Source organism: Gordonia sp. B8661-1, from assembly GCF_059427765.1.
In genome coordinates this window covers 282264-300817 of the sequence record NZ_JCAHRL010000005.1, presented here as the reverse complement: position 1 = coordinate 300817, position 18554 = coordinate 282264, and the positions used below count along the sequence as shown (strand labels likewise).

At 68.7% G+C, this 18554-nt stretch carries 15 protein-coding genes; 7 read left to right on the top strand and 8 right to left on the bottom strand.

From position 1 onward, the window contains the following. Positions 1-8: 8 nt before the first annotated feature. From AC4JJG_RS13165 to AC4JJG_RS13155, 3 genes are all read right to left on the bottom strand, one after another. The gene (locus AC4JJG_RS13165; protein ID WP_495401422.1) at positions 9-548 is read right to left on the bottom strand and encodes a DUF6802 family protein; all 540 of its coding nucleotides are present in this window, start codon (positions 546-548) and stop codon (positions 9-11) included. Between the two features lie 114 nt (positions 549-662). Next, positions 663-2165 carry a hypothetical protein gene (locus AC4JJG_RS13160; protein ID WP_495401423.1) on the bottom strand — a complete coding sequence of 501 codons (1503 nt, stop codon included), beginning with the start codon at positions 2163-2165 and terminating at the stop codon, positions 663-665. Beyond that, on the bottom strand, positions 2162-3085 hold the full coding sequence (locus tag AC4JJG_RS13155) for a hypothetical protein (RefSeq protein WP_495401424.1): 924 nt from the start codon (positions 3083-3085) through the stop codon (positions 2162-2164). The genes AC4JJG_RS13160 and AC4JJG_RS13155 overlap by 4 nt, the downstream gene beginning before the upstream one ends. Before the next feature lie 116 nt (positions 3086-3201). Between AC4JJG_RS13155 and trmB the strand changes: the two genes are divergently transcribed. From trmB to AC4JJG_RS13140, 3 genes are all read left to right on the top strand, one after another. After that, entirely contained in the window at positions 3202-3999 is a 798-nt protein-coding gene (gene trmB, locus AC4JJG_RS13150; protein ID WP_495401679.1) for a tRNA (guanosine(46)-N7)-methyltransferase TrmB, read from the top strand. Then, complete coding sequence (locus tag AC4JJG_RS13145; RefSeq protein ID WP_495401425.1) at positions 3996-4691, top strand: NYN domain-containing protein; 696 nt, start codon at positions 3996-3998, stop codon at positions 4689-4691. Before trmB ends, AC4JJG_RS13145 begins: the two co-directional genes overlap by 4 nt. A gap of 211 nt (positions 4692-4902) precedes the next feature. Continuing rightward, on the top strand, positions 4903-7983 hold the full coding sequence (locus tag AC4JJG_RS13140; RefSeq protein ID WP_495401426.1) for an MMPL family transporter: 3081 nt from the start codon (positions 4903-4905) through the stop codon (positions 7981-7983). 290 nt (positions 7984-8273) lie between these two features. Here the strand turns inward: AC4JJG_RS13140 and AC4JJG_RS13135 are convergent, their stop codons facing one another. From AC4JJG_RS13135 to AC4JJG_RS13125, 3 genes are all read right to left on the bottom strand, one after another. After that, positions 8274-8945: a response regulator gene (locus AC4JJG_RS13135; RefSeq protein ID WP_495401427.1), complete on the bottom strand. Its 672-nt coding sequence runs from the start codon at positions 8943-8945 to the stop codon at positions 8274-8276. Next, a complete protein-coding gene (gene macS, locus AC4JJG_RS13130; protein ID WP_495401680.1) occupies positions 8942-10120 on the bottom strand; it encodes a MacS family sensor histidine kinase in 1179 nt (392 codons plus the stop codon). Before macS ends, AC4JJG_RS13135 begins: the two co-directional genes overlap by 4 nt. A gap of 63 nt (positions 10121-10183) precedes the next feature. Beyond that, on the bottom strand, positions 10184-11533 hold the full coding sequence (locus tag AC4JJG_RS13125; protein ID WP_495401428.1) for an AI-2E family transporter: 1350 nt from the start codon (positions 11531-11533) through the stop codon (positions 10184-10186). A gap of 33 nt (positions 11534-11566) precedes the next feature. Here AC4JJG_RS13125 and AC4JJG_RS13120 point away from each other — a divergent pair, with 33 nt between their 5' ends. Together AC4JJG_RS13120 and AC4JJG_RS13115 are read left to right on the top strand one after the other, a co-directional pair. Further along, positions 11567-12769, top strand: coding sequence for a lysylphosphatidylglycerol synthase transmembrane domain-containing protein (locus AC4JJG_RS13120; RefSeq protein ID WP_495401429.1), 1203 nt, complete (start codon positions 11567-11569; stop codon positions 12767-12769). Positions 12770-12775: 6 nt separating this feature from the next. Continuing rightward, positions 12776-13213, top strand: a complete 438-nt coding sequence (locus AC4JJG_RS13115) for a DUF3054 domain-containing protein (protein WP_495401430.1) — start codon at positions 12776-12778, stop codon at positions 13211-13213. Here the strand turns inward: AC4JJG_RS13115 and AC4JJG_RS13110 are convergent, their stop codons facing one another. Beyond that, positions 13214-14848, bottom strand: coding sequence for an NTF2-like N-terminal transpeptidase domain-containing protein (locus AC4JJG_RS13110; protein ID WP_495401431.1), 1635 nt, complete (start codon positions 14846-14848; stop codon positions 13214-13216). Between the two features lie 174 nt (positions 14849-15022). Here AC4JJG_RS13110 and AC4JJG_RS13105 point away from each other — a divergent pair, with 174 nt between their 5' ends. Both AC4JJG_RS13105 and AC4JJG_RS13100 read left to right on the top strand, forming a co-directional pair. After that, complete coding sequence (locus AC4JJG_RS13105) at positions 15023-15889, top strand: pirin family protein (protein WP_495401432.1); 867 nt, start codon at positions 15023-15025, stop codon at positions 15887-15889. A gap of 225 nt (positions 15890-16114) precedes the next feature. Continuing rightward, positions 16115-17638 carry an ATP-binding cassette domain-containing protein gene (locus AC4JJG_RS13100; protein ID WP_495401433.1) on the top strand — a complete coding sequence of 508 codons (1524 nt, stop codon included), beginning with the start codon at positions 16115-16117 and terminating at the stop codon, positions 17636-17638. A 69-nt stretch (positions 17639-17707) separates the two neighbouring features. Here the strand turns inward: AC4JJG_RS13100 and AC4JJG_RS13095 are convergent, their stop codons facing one another. Beyond that, complete coding sequence (locus AC4JJG_RS13095) at positions 17708-18076, bottom strand: hypothetical protein (protein WP_495401434.1); 369 nt, start codon at positions 18074-18076, stop codon at positions 17708-17710. Positions 18077-18554: the final 478 nt, after the last annotated feature.

The window sequence follows — 18554 nt, the reverse complement described above, 5'->3', positions numbered from 1 at the left end:
CCGCGACCTCAGCCGATACGGCCGGAGTCCCCGGAGACCCACGCACCGCTCGACCGGTCGAGGGTCGACGACGAATATTTGCCGTGCGCGTCGACCTCGGTGATCTTGTCGACCTGGCCGTCCTGATCGGTATCGGTGTACACGGTCAGGCCGTCCGGGCCGGATCGGGTCAGTGAATCGCGTACGCCGTCGGCGTCGGTGTCCACATCGGCCGGACCGAGATCCCAGATCCGGCCGTCCTGGTGCAGGAAGAGGTGACCTGCGGTGGCATCGCTGTCGCCCGGTGCCGGGGTGACAGCGGCCACCGGGGTGATGCCCGCATGTTCCGGGCCGTCGAGACCGGCGTCCTCGATGTCGGCGCCATCGATCCCGGGCGCCTGGCCCGCTGCGTCGTAATCGTCGAAGACCGAACCCGTGTCCGGGGCGAAGTGCTCGGCGGCGGCCGTCGACGTCGCATCCTCGGCGCCGAAATCGCCACCGAAGTCGCCCGGGGCGGCGTCATGCCCGAGCGGGTCGTGCGATTCACCGCCCGCAAACGTCATATCCATCGCGTTCTCCCTCATAACGCTCCTCACACGTGCCGTTGAGTACTAGGACGCACCGTGAGGTCGATCGGTTCCGGTCCGGTCCGATCCCTGTCCTTCGAACGATGGACAACCGCGTCAGGGGTCCCCGTCGGCGGGCGGACCGGTCCGCTCCTCATCCTCTCTCATCGGCGCGGTTTTGTCGGCACGCACACGGTTCAGCAACTGCCTGCGCACCGCATGCACCTGCGTCAGCCGGGCGCGCTGATCGGCGGCGGCCGAACCCGACCGCAGGACACGCATCCGGTTGTCGATGTCCTCGACCGCGTCGACGGTGCGCCGGGCCCGGCGTTCGTAGTGTCGCGCGACCTGACCGGCCAGCGGTGCCTCGGCGGCGGCCACCCGTGCGGTGACCCGATGGTCGAGGCGGCTGCGGGTCTCGGCCATGGCATCGGCGGTCCAGGTCCGCATCTCGGCCCGCAGCATCGCGGTGCGCCGCACCCGGATCACCCACACCGCCACCGCCAGCCCGACGAGCAATGCCAGCGGCATGCTGATCCACTGCAATGTCTGCACCGACGCCATCGGTGCGACGATCAGCCGTCCGATGCCGACACCGGTCGACGCCCCGATGACCATGAGCAGGGCGTCCTCGCCACCACGGCGGCCGCTGGGCAGTTCGCGTGTGAACGGCGGTTCGGTCGCGCGGTCGTCGCTGTCGGCGATCAGGTCGGAGTCGGCCGCGGCCTCGGAGCCGTCGATGCCGACGAGGGTGGTGGCACGGACCTGTTCGATGCGTTCGGCCGTCGCACGGTCGATCCGGTCGCGCAGTGCGGCGGCCTCGGTGGCCAGACGTTGCGCGTGGTCGGCGACGTCGCCGCGGCCGAGTCCGGCGCAGCGGGCCTGACCCGCGGTTGCCAGCGCGCGAGTCCCGGCGGCCACGTCGGCCAGGGAGCGCCCGCGGACGCGGGCCAGACCGGCGCGGCCCGCGGCCAGGCGGTCGGCGCGTCCACGATCCCGCGATTCCACGAGGAACCGTCTGCGACGAGCGAGTTCGCTTGTCTCCGCACCGGATCCCATCGGATCGGCCGGTCCACCGGCCAGGTAGTCGACCGCGCCCAGCGCGGCGGCAAGATGGGCTCGTTCACGCCGGACGGACGCCGGTTCGGCCAACTGTTCCCGCACCCACTCGAGCACATCCGGCACCCCGGCGCCGATCGTCGACGACACCGCGAACACCGGCATCAGCTCATGCGGGTCGAGCACCGCACGGTGTGCCCGCAGGATGCGCGGCCAGTCCCAGAACGCATCGATCTTGGTGCACACCAGCGCGACCACGCCGAACCGTGACCGCAGTTCGTCGACGGCCCGTTTCTCCTGCTCCCCCACCGTCGACGTGGGGTCGACGACCATCAGCGCGAGACCGATGGACGGGTCGTCGGTGCCGCGACCCCAGCGCCCCTCCACGACCCGGACCTCCGGGTCGACGTCCCGGCATGCGCCGACCAGTGCGGTCACACCGACCCCACCGATACCGAAGGCCGCCGTCGTCGTTCCGGTGCCGGCCACCGCGGCGGCGTCGTAACCGGTGAGTTCGTGGACGCTGTCGATCAACTCGGCCATCGTCTGCGCAGCGGTCATGTGACGACGCCCTGCAGGAGCTGCTCGATGGCGTCGCGATCGACACCGCGGAGCGCGAGAAGTTCGAGCCGATGCCGTAGTTCGACGATCCGCCAGTGCCGGACCACACCGAGCCGCTCGCGGATCGGTCCGACCAGCCCGCCGATCCCGGACTCGGACCGCAGCATCCGCGTCAGGGCCTCCGGGGTCGCTGCCGGACCCGATTCCGCACCGAGGACTGCGAGCACCCGCTCCAGCCCGCGACGATCCAGCCGTTCGAGAAGTGCGGCGCGGGTCCGCCGCTCGTCGGTGTCACTCATGCCGATCCCCGTCGCCACCGAGGGGTCGACGCGTGCGGACAGGAACAGCCCGGTGAGGCCGGGCAGCGGGTCGGCGGTTCCGGCCAGGGCCCGGAGAAAGACGAGATCGGCCGGAGTGACCTCGGCGCAGGCGAGCAACGCCGAGACCGGATACACGGTGCGGCCGCCCAGTTCCCGGCCGCACCGGCCGGCGATGTCGGCCGCGGATCCGACGATGGTGTCCGCCTTGTTCAGCACCACCAGACAGCGATCCGCCGGTACCGCCCGGAGTTCCTCGTGATCAGCCGCCCGGGGCGGGCCGGTGAGCACATGGATCCACAGATCGGGCACCACCGGACTCACCTCGGCCCGGACGGGCACGATCGGTTCGCCCGCATCGACGGCAACCGGCGCGGGAGCGGCCGCGTCGACGGACAGTCGGTCGCGGAGTGCGCGGCCCAGCATGTCGCGTCCGGTGCCCGGGCGTCCGATGATCTGCACCCGTAGCGGACGCGCGAAGAGCCGCCCGGCGTCGGTCAATGCCCCCCGGGCCGGGGAATCGGGCGCCACCAGATCGGCCAGCCGGCCCGCCTCGGCGGCGCCGACCAGCGCACTGTCGGCGAGTGCGGGCGACTTGGACATGTGGCCAAATCTAACGCCTGACAGTGCGGAACACGGCGTCAGCCGCGCAGTTATCCACAGGGCGACACGCTTCTGACATCGGCCACATGCCGGTCGGGTGTCCGGATGGGGGTCCGATACGACACGATGGTCAGGTGAATGACAGTGCCGACCAGTCACGCCTGTATCCCCGGGTGACGAGCTTCCGGTTTCGTCGGGGCACCCTGACGACCGGGCAACAACGCAATTGGGAAACCCTGTGGCCGCAGTGGGGGCGCGACCTGGCAACCGGTACCGACCGGATTCCCGAACCACCGCTCGACCTGCCCGGATGGTTCGGCCGGGAGGCGCCGGTGATTCTCGAGATCGGCAGTGGCACCGGAATCTCGACGGCCGCGATGGCCGAGGCGGAACCGGATGCCGACGTCGTCGCCGTCGAGGTCTACCGACCCGGACTGGCACAACTCGTCGGTCTCGTCGACCGTGCCGGTCTGACCAATGTGCGCATGGTGCGCGGCGACGCGGTCGTTGTACTGAACGAACTACTCCGTCCGGCGAGCCTGGCGGGCATCCGGGTGTTCTTCCCGGACCCCTGGCCGAAGTCCCGGCACCACAAGCGCAGGCTGCTGCAGAGCGGGACCATCGAATTGATGGCCGACCGGCTGGCACCGGGCGGCGTGCTGCACATCGCGACCGATCACGCCGAGTACGCCGAATGGATCGCCGAACGGCTGGCCACCCAGCGCCGGGAGGTCCCGCACGTGGTGCAACTGACCACCGAGTCGCCCATCCTCCTCGAACGGCCGACGACCAAGTTCGAGGGCCGTGCCGAACGCGAGGGCCGCGACGTCAACGAGTTCGTCTACGTGCGGCCGATCCCCCGCGATGCCGCGGCGGCCGCGCCGGGCGACACCGAGAAGGGCAGTCACACATGAGTTCTCGCGACAACACCACGTCGGACGCACCGGAATCACCGGCCTTCGCCGAGACGATCGCGGGCCAGAGCCAGGCATCGCGGGTGCTGCTCGTGTGGGACGCCCCGAACATGGACATGGGCCTCGGCGCGATCCTCGGTGGCCGGCCGACGGCCGCGCATCGTCCCCGTTTCGACGCGCTGGGCCGCTGGTTGCTGCAGCACACCGCGCATCTGTCCCGCGACGTCGACCCGGATATCGCGATCGAACCCGAGGCCACGGTCTTCACCAACGTCGTGCCGGGCAGCGCCGACATCGTGCGTCCCTGGGTGGACGCGCTCCGCAACGTCGGTTATGCGGTGTTCGCGAAGCCGAAGCTCTCCGACGACAGCGATGTCGACGACGACATGCTCGATCACATCGAGGTGCGCAGGCATACCGTCGGCCTCAGCGGACTCGTCGTCGCCTCCGCCGACGGACAGGCGTTCCGCGAGCCGCTGCTCGACATCGCGGCCGACGGGGTACCGGTCACCGTCATCGGATTCCGCGAGCACGCGAGCTGGGCGCTGGACACCGACGGCCTGCAGTTCATCGACCTCGAGGACATTCCCGGGGTCTTCCGGGAGCCGCTGCCGCGCATCAGCCTCGACTCGCTGCCCGACGACGGTGCCTGGCTCACCCCGTTCCGGCCGCTGTCGGCGCTGCTCCGGTGAGACCCGCACCACATTCCGGACGGATTCCGACCCGGATCAGCGGCGACGCGCCGTCGACGCCTCAGGCGTCACTCAGGACCACCTGAAACAATCAAGCGTTGCCGATGGACAGGTCGGTGGCAATCTGTACGAGAACTGTCATCCACTCGATCGACGGTGTCGTCGAGGGGTTATCGCGGGTTCACCGACCCGATGCAGGAAGGACTAAGGCGTGTTCGGAGCCATCGGCACCTTCGTCTATCGCATGCGCTTCGCGGTCATCGCGGTACTCATCGCCCTGATGGGCGGCTTGGGTCTGTACGGAATCGACCTGCCGAAGCACCTGAGCCAGAGCGGCTGGTTCGATCCGACGTCGGAGTCGGCGCGCGGCTCGGTCGTCGCCGACACCGCCCTGGGCCGCGATCACCGCTCCGACGTGATCCTGCTGATCACCCCGCCCGAGGGCACCACGGTCGACGACACGGAATTCGGTGCCAAGGTCGAGAATTTCGTCGACGACCTGATCAACGCGCACCCGGAGATCATCAACCGGACCGATCCCGGCGTCATCGACCCCTTCTATCTCCGTGATCAGTCCCCCACCTCGAAGGCCGCACAGGAGACCATCCGGTCCCGCACCTTCACCGAGGACAAACGGCACGCCTTCATCAGCATCGGCATCAAGGGCGACGACGACACCACGGTTCTCAACAACTTCAAGACCGTCGAACCGTTCTTCGACAACATCGGTGAACGCGTCAATCTGCCGGACACGAAATTCGAGCTCGCGGGCCTGCAGCCGATCGCGGGCAGTATGGCCGCCGGCATGGACAAGGACATCCACCGGGCCGAGGTGATCGCGCTTCCGCTGGTCGCGCTGATGCTGTTCTTCATCTTCGGCGGTGTGGTCGCGGCCACCCTCCCGGTCCTGATCGGCGGTCTGACGATCGCCGGGTCACTGGGCATCATGAAGATCCTCGCCCAGGTCACCGAACTCAACATCTTCGCCCAATCCGTGGTGACGCTGATCGGGCTCGGCATCGCCATCGACTACGGCCTGTTCATCGTGAGCAGATTCCGGGAGGAATTGGCCGAAGGCTATTCGACAAAGGCCGCGGTACGAAGAGCCGTGATGACCGCGGGGCAGACCGTGGTGTTCTCGGCCACCATCATCGTGGCCGCGCTGGCCTGTCTGCTGATCATGCCGCAGGGCTTCCTGAAATCGGTCGCCTACGGCGCGATCGCGTCGGTGAGCCTCGCGGCCATCCTGTCGATCACCGTGCTCCCGGCGATCCTCGGCATCCTCGGACCGAAGGTCGACGCACTCGGACTGCCCTTCCTGCGCCGCACCAAGACCAAGGAAGAGGTCGAGAACGGGTTCTGGGGCAAGCTCGCGGGCTGGGTCATGCGCCACCCGGTGGCGACCGCGGTGCCCACCGTGATCATCCTGCTCCTGCTGATGGTGCCGTTCGGCGGCATCAAGTTCGGCGGCATCAGCGAGAAGTTCCTTCCCCCAGACAATCCGAACCGCGTGGCGCAGGAGAACTTCGACAAGTTCTTCCCGACGGAGCGCACCGAAGAGATCAAGCTCGTCATCGCCTACAACCCGAATGACAGCAGCAGCGACAATCTGCCCCTGATCGCGGAGCAGGCCAACAAGATCCCCGGATTCACCAAGCAGTTCAGCCTGTCCGCCGATCAGGGCGCGCTGACCGGTCAGTACGGCCAGAACGGTCCGGAGATCATGCAGATGTCGGCAGGTCTCGTCGACAGAAACAATGCGGCACAGGCGATCAAGGACCTCCGTGCCATCGACACGCACGGACTGAAGATGTGGGTGGCGGGTACACCCGCGCTCACCCAGGATTCCATCGACGCGCTGATGACGCGATTACCGCTGATGGCGGTGATGCTGGTGCTGATCACCGGCCTGCTGATGTTCCTGGCGTTCGGATCCATCGTCCTGCCGATCAAGGCCGCGCTCATGACCGCACTGGGACTCGGTGCGACACTGGGCATCCTGACGTGGATCTTCGTCGACGGGCACGGTGCGTCGATCGCCAACTTCACGCCGGGACCGCTGTTCGCGGCCATCCTGGTGCTGATCATCGCCATCGTGTTCGGACTGTCCACGGACTACGAGATATTCCTGTTGTCCCGCATGGTCGAAGCGAGACAGAAGGGGGCGAGTACCACCGAGGCGGTCCGGGTGGGCACCGCGCACACCGGCCGCATCATCACCGCGGCGGCGGCCATCCTGGTGGTGGTCACCGGTGCGTTCGGCCTGTCCGAGATCGTGATGATGAAGTACATCGCGTACGGCATGATCGCCGCACTCATCCTGGACGCCACCATCATTCGCATGTTGCTGGTGCCGTCGGTGATGAAGCTGCTCGGCGACGACTGCTGGTGGGCACCGCGCTGGATGCAGACCCTGCAGCAGAAGATCGGTCTCGGCGAGACGATTCTCGACGACGAACCGGACGAGATGCGCGACGGCGGTAGCGGACCGCGCGCCGTCTCGTCGGGCCGGATGGCCGCCGAGGCCCCGACCTCGGTCATGGCCGCCGTTTCCGCCGGTGCGCCACTCACCAGCGCAGGCGGGCCGCCCCCGTCCCGGACCGCACCGCGCGGTCCGGCCCGCACCGCACCGCGGCCGTCGACCGCACCGCACGCCGGACCGGAACATTCTCCCGCACAGCAGAACCCGGCACCGAAGACCGGACCGGATTCCGGCCCGGCCCCGACGCGCCGACCGTCGGCACCCGCGCCGCGACCGGGCAGCTTCCGGCGGAGCCGCGCGAACCGCGACGAGGGCCCCGATACCGGCCAGTGGAAGCTCGGCCACGGCGGTATCCGCCTCGGCGACGCCACACCTCCGGCAGCGCCCGAGCCCCCGGCGCCGTCGTCGCCAACCCCGCCGCGACCGGCACCCGCACGCGCCCCGCGCCCCGAGGCCCCGCGTCCCGCACCCGGCCCGGAGCGCAGGACGTCGGCACCCGAATCGGCGCAACCGAATTCGGGCGGACCGGACGGCATGCTGAACCGCAGGCCGTCGCTGGACCGGAACGGCAAGCGTCCGCTGGCCGCATCCATCGAGCCCGAGGGGCAGCAGCCCACGCCGTCGCCCGACGGACCGCGTCAGGGACCGTCGCCGATGGACCGCGGCCTCAGCGAGAACGCCACCCCGGCCAGTGACGACGGCAAGGCGCCCCCGCGACGTTCGGACCGGCATGCCCGCGCCGAGGGCGACGGCGAGGGTTCGCAGATCAGCGTCCAGGACCTGTTGCGCCGCAGCCGATCCGAGGACTGACGGCGGTCTCGATACGCGTCGGACTCGCTCCGCTCGCTCGACGCTACTCGACCAGCGAGGATGGCCCGCCGATCAAGCCCGCACAACCCGCGCACACCCCCGCCGGTCAAGCCCGCACACCAGCGAGAATGCCCCGCCGGTCAAACCCGCACACCAGTGAGGATGGCCCGCCGGTCAAGCCCGCACACCAGTGAGGATGGCCCGCCGGTCAAGCCCGCACACCGACGCACGACTCCCGCCGATCGAGTAGGCACCGAGCGCAGCGAGGAGCCGTATCGAGATCACCGCGATCAGTCGTCGAGCCCGTGCTCGATGGCATAGCGGGTGAGTTCCACCCGGTTGCCCAGTTGCAGCTTGCGCAGGGTCGCCTGCACATGGTTCTCGACGGTGCGGTGGCTCAGCGACAACTTGGTGGCGATCTGCTTCGCGCTCAATCCTTTTGCCACGTAGCGCAGCACCTCGGTCTCCCGGTCGGTGAGCGTCGGCCGGTCGGGTCCGGGGTCGGGCTGCTGCGAGATCCGGCGGTACTCACCGAGGACCAGGCCGGCCAGCCCGGGTGTGAACACCGCCTGGCCGTCCGCGGTGGCCCGCACGGCGTCGACCAGCTCCGCCCTCGACGAACTCTTCACCAGATAGCCGCTCGCACCGGCCTTCACCGCTTCCAGCACGTCGTCACGTTCGTCGGACGCCGAGAGCACCAGCACCCGGGTGTCCGGGGACGCGGACAACACCGCGGTCGTCGCCTCGGTTCCGGTGCCGTCCGGTAGCTGCATGTCCATCAGCACCACGTCGGGGCGCACGGCGGCGGCCCGACGCCCGGCCGCGCCCACCCCGTCGGCCGTGGCGACGACCTCGAAACCTTCTTCGGCGAGATCCCGCGCCACCCCGTCGCGCCACATCGGGTGATCGTCGACGACCATCACCCGCAGCGTTCGTCCCTCACCGGCTTCGGTGCCGCTCATCGTGCCTCCCGTTCCACCGGAATCGTCAGTTCCCATTCTGTCCCGACCCCGGCACCCGTATCCAGGATCGCGGTGCCGCCCATTGCTTCCACCCGCCCGACGATCGATCGGGACACGCCCATGCGGCCCTGCTGCTCGGCCTCGGCCAGGCGGCCCGGTGCGATGCCCACGCCGTCGTCCCGGACACTCACCACCACCTGATCGACGAGGTCTTCGAGCAGGACGTAGGCGCGCGCATCCGGTCCGGCATGGTGGGCGACGTTGTCGAGCGCATTGGTCACCACCGCGCGAACTTCGGCCGCGACGGCCGAATTCACCAGAACGGGTGTGGCGGGCGCACTCACCGCGACGCGGTCGGCGGCGAAGTCCCGGAGCACGGCGGCCAGATCCGTCGCCGTATCACCGGCCGACGGCGGATCCGTATCGAGACCGGGGATGTCGGACACCAGCTTGCGCAGCGACCGTTCCTGCGTACCGGCGAGTTCGGCGAGTTCGGAGGTGGGCCCGCCGATCTCGCGGCCCCGCTTCGCGATCAGCGAGAGCGCCTGCAGCACACCGTCATGCACCTCGCGGGACAGCCGTTCGCGTTCGTCGGCGGCGGCCGCGAGGCGCGCCGCAGCGGTCAGCGCGGCGTGCGCACGTCGCGCGGTCACGGAGGCGAGGCCCACCGCCATGCCGGTCGCCACGATGATGATGATGGTGGCGTTGCGGCCGAAGTTGAGATCCAGCTGCCCTTTTACGAAAGCGCTTGTGCCACCGACGATCAGTCCGCCGACGATGCCCCACACCGGACCCGCGAGCAATGCGACCGAGATGACGGCGTTGGTCGCCCAGAGCGTGGTCGGCCAGGTCTGGTTGTTCCAGGCCCACGCGTCATCGGCGACGAAGGAGGTGGACAGCATGAGGCCACAGACCACGATCACCTCGGCGGACACCCAGTACGGGTTACGCCCGAATCCGGCGAAATAGGCGACACCACAGACCACCGTGGTCGCGGTGAGCACCCCGAACAGCACCCAGGTGACGGCCGGACGTTCCAGGTCGCCGTTGATCGCGATCTGGAATCCGAGCGCGTAGAGGAACGCGAGGACCCGGAACAGTTGCGCGGCCCGCCACAACGGCCCCACCGGGTCGGTGTCGGCGGCGCGTGCGAGTTCGGCGGCCCGCACCGACAATCGGCTCGACGCCGGGTCGGCGAACTCCGTACTCCCGGCGCGGCCGGTCCGCGAGGTCACCGCTCAGCTCTCGCCGCGAGCCGGAGGCGGGTCCTCGCCGGCGGCACCGCCGGAATCGTCGGCCGTCGTCGAGGTTTCCGTGGGACCGTCGTCGGGTTCGCCGGTTTCCGTATCGGCGTCGTAGGCCTCGTAGTCCTCGCCGGCCTCGTCCACGGCGTCGAATCGATCCCATCGCGGTTCGTCCGGTTCCGCGACGAACATCCCGCTTTCGTGGCCGCGTGCCGCGACGCGCGCCCGGTGTCCCTGTGTCAGCGCCGACAGATGCCGCACGAACGTGTTGCCGAATGCGATGAGCGGCACCGCGAGCAGGCCACCGATGATCCCGGCGGCGACGATTCCGGCCGCGATGCCGAGCACCACGGCGACGGGATGCAGGCGGACCGAACGTCCCAGCAGGAAGGGTTGCAGGACATGGCTTTCCAATTGCATGACGCCGACGACGATGGCCAGCGCGATGACCGCGGCGATCCAGCCCTGGGTGACGAGGGCGACGAGGACCGCGAGGGTCCCGGTGGCCAGCGCACCGACGATCGGGATGAACGCGCCCAGGAAGACCAGGGAGGCCAGCGGAAGTGCCAGCGGCACACCGAGAATCGCCAGCCCGATGCCGATGCCCAGTGCGTCGACGAAGGCTACCGCCACCGTGGCCCGCACGTAGCCGACCAGTGTGCCGAAGCCTGCGTTGCCCGCGGCACGGACACGCCCCCGCGTCTCGCGGGGCACCAGCTTCGTGACGAAGGTCCAGATCTGCCCTCCGCCGTACAGGAAGAAGATGAGCAGGAAGACCGCGAGCAGGGCGCCGGTGATGATCTCGGTGGCGGTGGTCGCGGTGGCGAGCGCCCCGTTGGTCACCTTGTCCTGATTGTGCTGCAGGAAGTCGGTGACGTCGGTGCCGACGTTGCGGACCTGTTCGTCGTCGATGCCGAGCGGCCCGTCGACGAGCCAGTCGCGGGTGCGATCGACCGTGACGGTGATCTGGCGGGTCAGCTCGGGGAAGCCCCGGATGAATTCCTGCACCACGAAGGTCATCACGGCCGACACCAGCCCGAGCGACACCACGAGGGTGATCAGGACCGCGAGCGAACGTGGCACACGGTGCCGGTCCATGAAGTCGACCACCGGAACGAGCATCGCCGCACCCAGGATGGCCAGGGCGACCGGGACGAGAACCTCCTGGAAGTGGTGGAAACCGAGCAGCAGGACGTATACGCCCGCGGCGATCACGAGCAGACGCCACGACCACTCGGCGGCAGCCCGCACCAGCGGATGAACCTTGGCCCGATCGGCCGCGGCGAGCCGTTCGGCGAGGCTCCCCGACTCCGACGACCGTCCCGCGGTTTCGGCATCGCTCACAGCTGTCAGGGTAGCGGTGGTTAGGGTGTTTCCATGTCGTCGGAAGGGCCCGGGGTCCAGCCGACGCGCACACGGTCCCGTTTCTGGTGGGTCCGGTGGGTTCTGTTGGCCGTCGTGGTCACCATTCTCGCCGTCGAGGTGGTTCTCATCGCGCCCAGCCTGGAGGACGCGTGGGCGCGGATCGGTGACCTGGACTGGGTGTGGTTGGTCGCGTGCATCGTGGCCGCGATGTTGTCGATGGACAGCTTTGCGCAGGTACAGCGCGCCCTGATGCGCTCGGCCGGGGTGCGGGTGACGCAGTGGAAATCGCTGTCGGTGATCCTGGCGTCGAACTCGGTCAGCCAGACCATGCCGGGCGGCCCGGTGCTCGCGCCCGCCTTCGTCTACCGGGAGACCCGCAAGTGGGGTGCCACCCCGGTGATCGCCTCCTGGCAGGTGGTGATGTCGGGTCTCCTCGCCGGCGTCGGCCTGGCGGTCCTGGGATTCGGCGGTGCACTTCTCGCGGGCGCGAAGACCAGCCCGTTCTCGATGGTGTTCTCCGTCCTCGGATTCATCGCGGTGGTCCTGGTCTTCCAGTATCTGGCCAGTCATCCGGAGTCCTTGCAGAGCATCGTCCTACGTGTGCTGACCTGGTACAACCAGGTGCGCAACAAGCCGGAGACGCAGGGGCACGATCGAGTGATCGAAACCCTGGAGCAGTTGCGCGCGGTGCAGCTGACCCGCAAGGACCTGTCGATCTCCTTCGGCTGGAGCCTGTTCAACTGGATCGCCGACGTGGCCTGTCTCGCGTTCGCGTGCTGGGCCGTCGGTGCCCACCCGAGCATCTCCGGACTCATGGTCGCGTACGCGGCGGGCAAGGCGGTCGGCACCGCCGTCCCGCTTCTGCCCGGCGGCATCGGGGTCGTCGACGCGGTGCTGGTGCCCGCCCTCACGAGCGCGGGCATGCCCGCCGCCGACGCGATCACGGCCGTGCTGGTGTACCGCGTGATCAGCTACGTGCTGGTGGCCGCGATCGGCTGGATCGTCATCCTCGTGATGTTCCGCAACAGCATCAAGGACGAGGATTCGCTGGACGAGGCACTGGCGGACGACGCCGATGCCCGGGCGCCGACGGGCGACACACACGCCGGTCCCCCGGGCACCGACGATCCGCCGGAGAATTCACCACCGGGTGTCCCATCGCCGGACGAAGCACGCCCTGACGATTCCCGCGGGCCCGACGATTCGCTACCGTAAGGGACCATGTCGACGTCCACACCGGTCGCACCGGCCGCAGCGGCCCGGTTGTCCATGCCGGTGTCCGCCCTCTTCGATCTGATCGCGGTGACGGCCTTCGTCCTCATCGGCCGCGCCGATCACGAGCGCGGCTTCGCGATCACCGGCGTGCTGCAGACGCTCTGGCCGTTCGTGGTCGGCGCCGCGGCCGGCTGGTCGATCGTGTACGTGTTCTCCCATGTCGGGTCCAGCGACTGGTTCGGTCACCATTTCCGGCCCGAACGGCTGCCCGCGGGCACCGTCATCTGGATCTGCACGGTCGTCGTCGGCATGATCCTGCGGGTGCTGCTGCACCAGGGGGTCGCCGCCAGTTTCGTCGTGGTCGCGACCATCGCGCTCGGACTGTTCCTGCTCGGCTGGCGCGCGGTCCTCGCGATCATCCACCGACGCCGCGCGTCGGCCTGATCACTTGATCCGGAAGTACTTCTGCGCCACCTGCAGTGCGGCCGTGCCGGACTTCTCGCCCTCGCAGTAGACGACGATCACCTTGCCGCCCTGCAGGCCGACGAACCAGCCGGGCCCCTGCGGCCCGTTGGTGCCGACCAGCGCCTTGAGCCCGGGAGCACCGGTGAGGTCGCTGGCGTCACCGTTCTTCGCGGTGGCGGTCATGCTCTTGAGGATCGGCTCCGACAGGGCGGGGTCGAGTTCGCCGAGGCGGCCGTCGGTGACCTTGGTGGGCACCCCCTTGATCACATACGGCGCGACCGACGACGGCTGACCGCTGACCGTGCGGGCCAGGGCCACCCCGAGCGCACCCATGTTCAGCATCGACGACGTCATCTGCCCCGGCCGGTAGTCGACGGTCGCCACGCCGGGCTTCACGTCGCCCGGCGCACTCGCCCCGGCGACGGTGAACTCGACGCCGAGTCCGAGCCGGTCGAGAGACTCGTCGGTGGACTGCTTGCCCGCGACCGGGCCGTCCATCGCACTGCGCACCGGGTCCAGGGTCGAGCCGACCGGGTACTGCGCGCCCGCGCTGATCCCGCGTGCGCGCGCCGCACTGTTCTGCGCCATACCGAGGATTCCCCCGGTCTTGGCGTCGAGCGTGAGGATGGTCGCGGGCTGTGCGACCTCGACGGCCGCATCCCCGAGTGTCAGCTGGACGCCCTGGTCGACGGTGGTCTGCACGTCCGGTCCGGGTGGTCCCTGCTCGCCGGCGAGTGGCACCGGACGGGCGCCGGGTCCTGCCACGAGCTGGACCTGCCAGCCCGCGGTGGCGTCCCGGATGGCCTGCCAGTAGTTGGTGATCCCGGCCTCCAGCGGCGACGACAGGCGCCGGTCCACCATCACCAGGCGACCGGTCTTGCGTACCGAGACGCCCGGGATCTTGCCCGGATCGGAGGCGACGACCTCCATGTCCGTGTCGCGCAGGGTCACCGCGGTGATGGGTTTGCCCTGCGCCTCGTCCAGGTCGTCGGTGAGCACCTTGGTGGTCACCAGCGGCGCGATCGGCGCGAGGGAACGCGCGAGCGAGCGCACGGATGCGCCGATGTCGTTGGTGCGCGCCGGATCGAGGATGATCTCGTTGACCGGCTGCAGGTACATGAACGGCTTACCGGTGCGGCTGCGGACCGTGGGCGCGGGCGTCGCGTCGGTGCGGACCTCGCGCAGTGTCCCCCCGGTACGCAGATCCGGGTGGATGATGCTCGGCTCCCAGGTGACCTTCCAGCCCGAGGAGAGGTGCCGTGCGGTGCCACTGGTGGTCGTCTCGTACGTGCGGTCGGACGGCCACGCGTAGGTGGTCGTGAGGGTGAACGAGGCGGTGCCGTCGGTGTACTCGACGGGATTGCGCACCGAGACGTCGATCTTCTCCGCCCGCATCCCGCCGAGCGTGCTCGACAGTGCGTCGTTGGCCTGGGCGGGTGCCGTGGTCAGGGAGGCAGCCGCTCCGGCGTCCTGCTTGCTGAACTTCTCGGCGAACTGCTGGACGGTCGACGCGGCGTCATCGGATGAACCGGCGAGTCCGCATGCGCTCAGGGCGACGCCGCAGACAACCGTTGCGCACGCCGTGGCGGAGGCGCGTTTCACCCAGATCTTCATAGTCTCAATTTTCACTCTTGTCACAGTGGATTTCGACATCCGCAGCTTCCATTCCGGAATCGGACCGATCACGAACGGGTCTCGGGGTACCGGGGAATCCGCGGGCAGGACCAGCTTACGGGGCGCTCGGAGCAGCCCGTTCGCGGCTGCCCGGGGGCGCGCCATAATGGGGTCATGTCCTTCGAGGTGATCCGTGGCGCCGACCGCGCGGTGTCCCGGACCGATTGGCTCCTGTCCCGGCATGGCTTCTCCTTCGGAGATCACTACGATCCATCCAACACCCACCACGGTGTCCTGTTGGTGAACAACGACGAAGTGGTCGAACCGTTACAGGGCTTCGACACCCACCCGCACCGCGAGTCGGAGATCGTCACCTGGGTGCTGCGCGGATCGCTGGTGCATCAGGATTCCGAGGGACACTCGGGAATCGTGTATCCGGGCCTGGCGCAACGGATGAGCGCGGGCACCGGGGTGCTGCACTCCGAGCGCAACGACACGTGGTCACCGGCGCCGGGAGCGAAGCGAGCGGGCCAGATGTCGCCGGCGCCGGGAGCGAAGCGAGCGGGCCGCATGTCACCGGCGCCGGGAGCGGAGCGAGCGGGTACCGAACCGGTCCGGTTCGTGCAGATGTGGGTGATGCCCGACGAGTCCGGGCTGTCCCCGTCGTACGCCCAGCACGACGTCGCCGACGAACTCGTCCCCGGTTGCCTGGTGCCTGTCGCGTCGGGCGATCCGCAGGTCGATTCGGCCATCCGGATCGCGAATCGCGCGGCGACGCTGTATGCCGCCCGGCCGGCACCGGGAGCACCGGTCGCGGTGCCCGCGGCCGCGTTCACACACCTGTACGTGACGCGCGGGGCGGCGCGACTCGGCGACGACCTGCTCGTCGAGGGGGATTCGGTTCGGGCGGGGGACATCGGTGGCACGGTGCTGCGGTCGGCCGACAGTGAGAATCCTCCCGGCCCCGACGGCGGTCACCTGGAGTCCGAAGTCCTGATCTGGGCGATGAACACCTCGCTGCACGCTCTGATGGGCGCCTGACCAGGCTCGATCCGCACCGGGCCGGGAGCGCGCCCGGCCGCCCGAATCTGTGCGTCCGCACCTACCGTGTCAGTCATTCGGCGTCGTTTGACGGTTGGCTTCCACCTGGACATATATGTCGGCTACATTTCGGGTGGGGGGTTGTTGTGCCATACGGGGATGGCGTGATGACCATGGTCTTGTTTTCGAGGGCTGCGGCGCGCGGCCCGGGGGGAAGTAACTTCGGTGGTCAACTCAGAGGTGTCCGGTTCCGGGCACTCCGCATCCTCGTCGTCCGAGCCTTTGCTCCGGGTCAGCGGAATCACGAAAGCCTACGGGGCACATGCGGTCCTGCGCGGTGTCGATTTCTCCGTCGGCAACTCGGAGATCGTCGGGCTCGTCGGCGAGAACGGTGCGGGCAAGTCGTCGATCGGCCACATCATCGCGGGCACCGTCACGCCCGACGGCGGTTCGATGACCGTCGCCGGTGCGCCCTACGCGCCGACGTCACCCGACCACGCTCGCAAGCTGGGCGTGGGTGCCATCGAACAGCGCATCCGGCTCGACGATTCACTCACGGTGGCCCAGGCCATCTTCCGCGGCACCTTCCAGGAGGGGCGGCCCCACGAGGAGTTGCGCCGGCAGGCGCGCTGGATTCTCGCCGAGATGGGGGTCGACATCGAACCCGATCAGTTGATCGCCGACATCCCCCGTCCGGTCCACGGTCTCATCGAGGCCGCCCGAGTCCTCACCGACGACACACAGGTCATCATCATGGACGAGGTGTCGGCCGCGCTCACCCTGCGCGAGGTGGGCGAACTACACGACGTGGCGCGCCGCCTGGCCCGCCAGGGCCGCAGCGTCATCTACATCTCCCACCGGCTCCCCGAGGTGCTGGCGCTCGCCGATCGGGTGCTCGTGCTGCGCGACGGACTGATCGTCGAGGACGCACCGTCGTCGACGTTCAATTCCGATGTGCTGGCGGTGTCGATGCTGGGTCGCGACGTCCCGGTCGCCGAGCGCACTCGTCCGACCGCGTCCGCTCCGGAGATCATCCGGATCACGAATCTCGCTGTCCCGGAACGGGTCGACGGCGTCGATCTCTCGGTCCGCGTGGGCGAGGTCGTCGGCCTGACGGGTACCCGCACCTCCGGGGTCTTCGAGGTCGCGGGCGCCATCGTCGGCGAGACCCGCAGCACCTACGATCATCTGGAATTTCATGGGCGGCAACGGGATATCACCTCGCCCGCCGACGCGGCCGCGCTTCGGATCTCGTACTTCGCGGCGGGAGACGACGAACTCGGCATGGATCCCAGCGAGTCGATCGCCCGCAGCCTGATGACCAGTGGCTGGTCGGAGGGTTCCGACTTCGGTTCCGAGGTCGCCGCACTGCGCGAGGTGATCGCGCTGATGCAGCAACTGGACCTCAAGGCGTCGAGCATCCAGGCGCGGATCGGCAGCCTCTCGGGCGGCGAGCAGCAGAAAATCACTCTGGCACGGTGGATTTCGGTGGACAGCGACCTGATGGTGCTCAACTCGCCCACGCGTGGACTGGACGTGAAGTCACAGGCCGAGATGCGGACGCTCCTCGACGAGGCGACCAGCGGAGGTTCCGGCGCGATCGTGATCTCCAGCGACCCCAACGAATTGGCGCAGTGGTGCGACCGGGTGGGGATCATGGTCGACGGCCGGTTGGTGGAGTGGGTGGACACCGACACCACCGATCCCTCGTCGCTCAGCGATCGTCTGATGGCACTCGACGCCGGCTGACAACCGCTGTCCGCGGCTGCCATCCGGCGTCGGGTGGTCGAAAAGTCTTGTCGGGGAACGCCGCCGGTGTCAGACCGTGACCTTCGAGGCGATCGCACGCAGGCGATGGCGGGCGAGCGCGAGGTTCGCGTTGTTGCGGCTCAGGACCAGGTAGATGAAGAGTCCGGCGGTGCCGCGGTCACGCAGAACGTTGATCAGGTGATATTGGCTGTCCAGCGTGATCAGGATGTCCTCGACGGTCTCGTTGATCCCGAGATCGTTCATGGTGCGCAGCTTGGCGCGCACCACATTCGAGTTACCGGCGGCCGCGACCTCGAGGTCGAATCCGGGGTTGCCGCCGAAGGCCAGGGCCATACCGCTCTCGATGTCGACCACGGCCGCGCCGGTGGCGCCGTCGATGGCCAGCAGTTCGGCGACGAAATTGTCGAGCTGTGTCACGTGAGTACTTCCTAACTGTGTTTCGGGTGCCGATACCGTTGTGGCACGACGAATTACGGCCGGGGACTCGGATTCGGTCGAGCCCTGCTCATCACTGGACGCAGCGCTTCCGCTGGCACGCACTGCTGCGTGACGCGGCCGGTGGGCGACCCGTTCGGGAGCCACCCATTCCGATTCCGATGGCCGGCGAACAACCGGTTCCGATGACATGGGGTACCCCGAATCTGTTGACTCGTGACTGGGCGCACCGACGACATACGGCGTCGACGGCTGCTCCGTCGGGTGGACGGATGCCCACTCCCCCTCGGAGGCGACATATGCCCCATTGGGCTCGGGATACTCCGAACCATAGTGGGGCACATACCATTCGGTATTCGGAGACGCCGAGATCGAGGGTCCGCCCTCACGGCCCTCGTCCGGTGTGTCCGGAGATCGTCGCCCACGCAACGACCCCCACCAACCATCAGCCAAAATTGAT

Excerpts from the sequence above, each read along its gene's own strand:
- AC4JJG_RS13165 (WP_495401422.1), bottom strand. The coding sequence starts at position 548 with ATGGATATGACGTTTGCGGGCGGTGAATCGCACGACCCGCTCGGGCAT.
- AC4JJG_RS13160 (WP_495401423.1), bottom strand. The coding sequence starts at position 2,165 with ATGACCGCTGCGCAGACGATGGCCGAGTTGATCGACAGCGTCCACGAA.
- AC4JJG_RS13155 (WP_495401424.1), bottom strand. The coding sequence starts at position 3,085 with ATGTCCAAGTCGCCCGCACTCGCCGACAGTGCGCTGGTCGGCGCCGCC.
- AC4JJG_RS13145 (WP_495401425.1), top strand. The coding sequence starts at position 3,996 with ATGAGTTCTCGCGACAACACCACGTCGGACGCACCGGAATCACCGGCC.
- AC4JJG_RS13135 (WP_495401427.1), bottom strand. The coding sequence starts at position 8,945 with ATGAGCGGCACCGAAGCCGGTGAGGGACGAACGCTGCGGGTGATGGTC.
- AC4JJG_RS13120 (WP_495401429.1), top strand. The coding sequence starts at position 11,567 with ATGTCGTCGGAAGGGCCCGGGGTCCAGCCGACGCGCACACGGTCCCGT.
- AC4JJG_RS13115 (WP_495401430.1), top strand. The coding sequence starts at position 12,776 with ATGTCGACGTCCACACCGGTCGCACCGGCCGCAGCGGCCCGGTTGTCC.
- AC4JJG_RS13110 (WP_495401431.1), bottom strand. The coding sequence starts at position 14,848 with ATGAAGATCTGGGTGAAACGCGCCTCCGCCACGGCGTGCGCAACGGTT.
- AC4JJG_RS13105 (WP_495401432.1), top strand. The coding sequence starts at position 15,023 with ATGTCCTTCGAGGTGATCCGTGGCGCCGACCGCGCGGTGTCCCGGACC.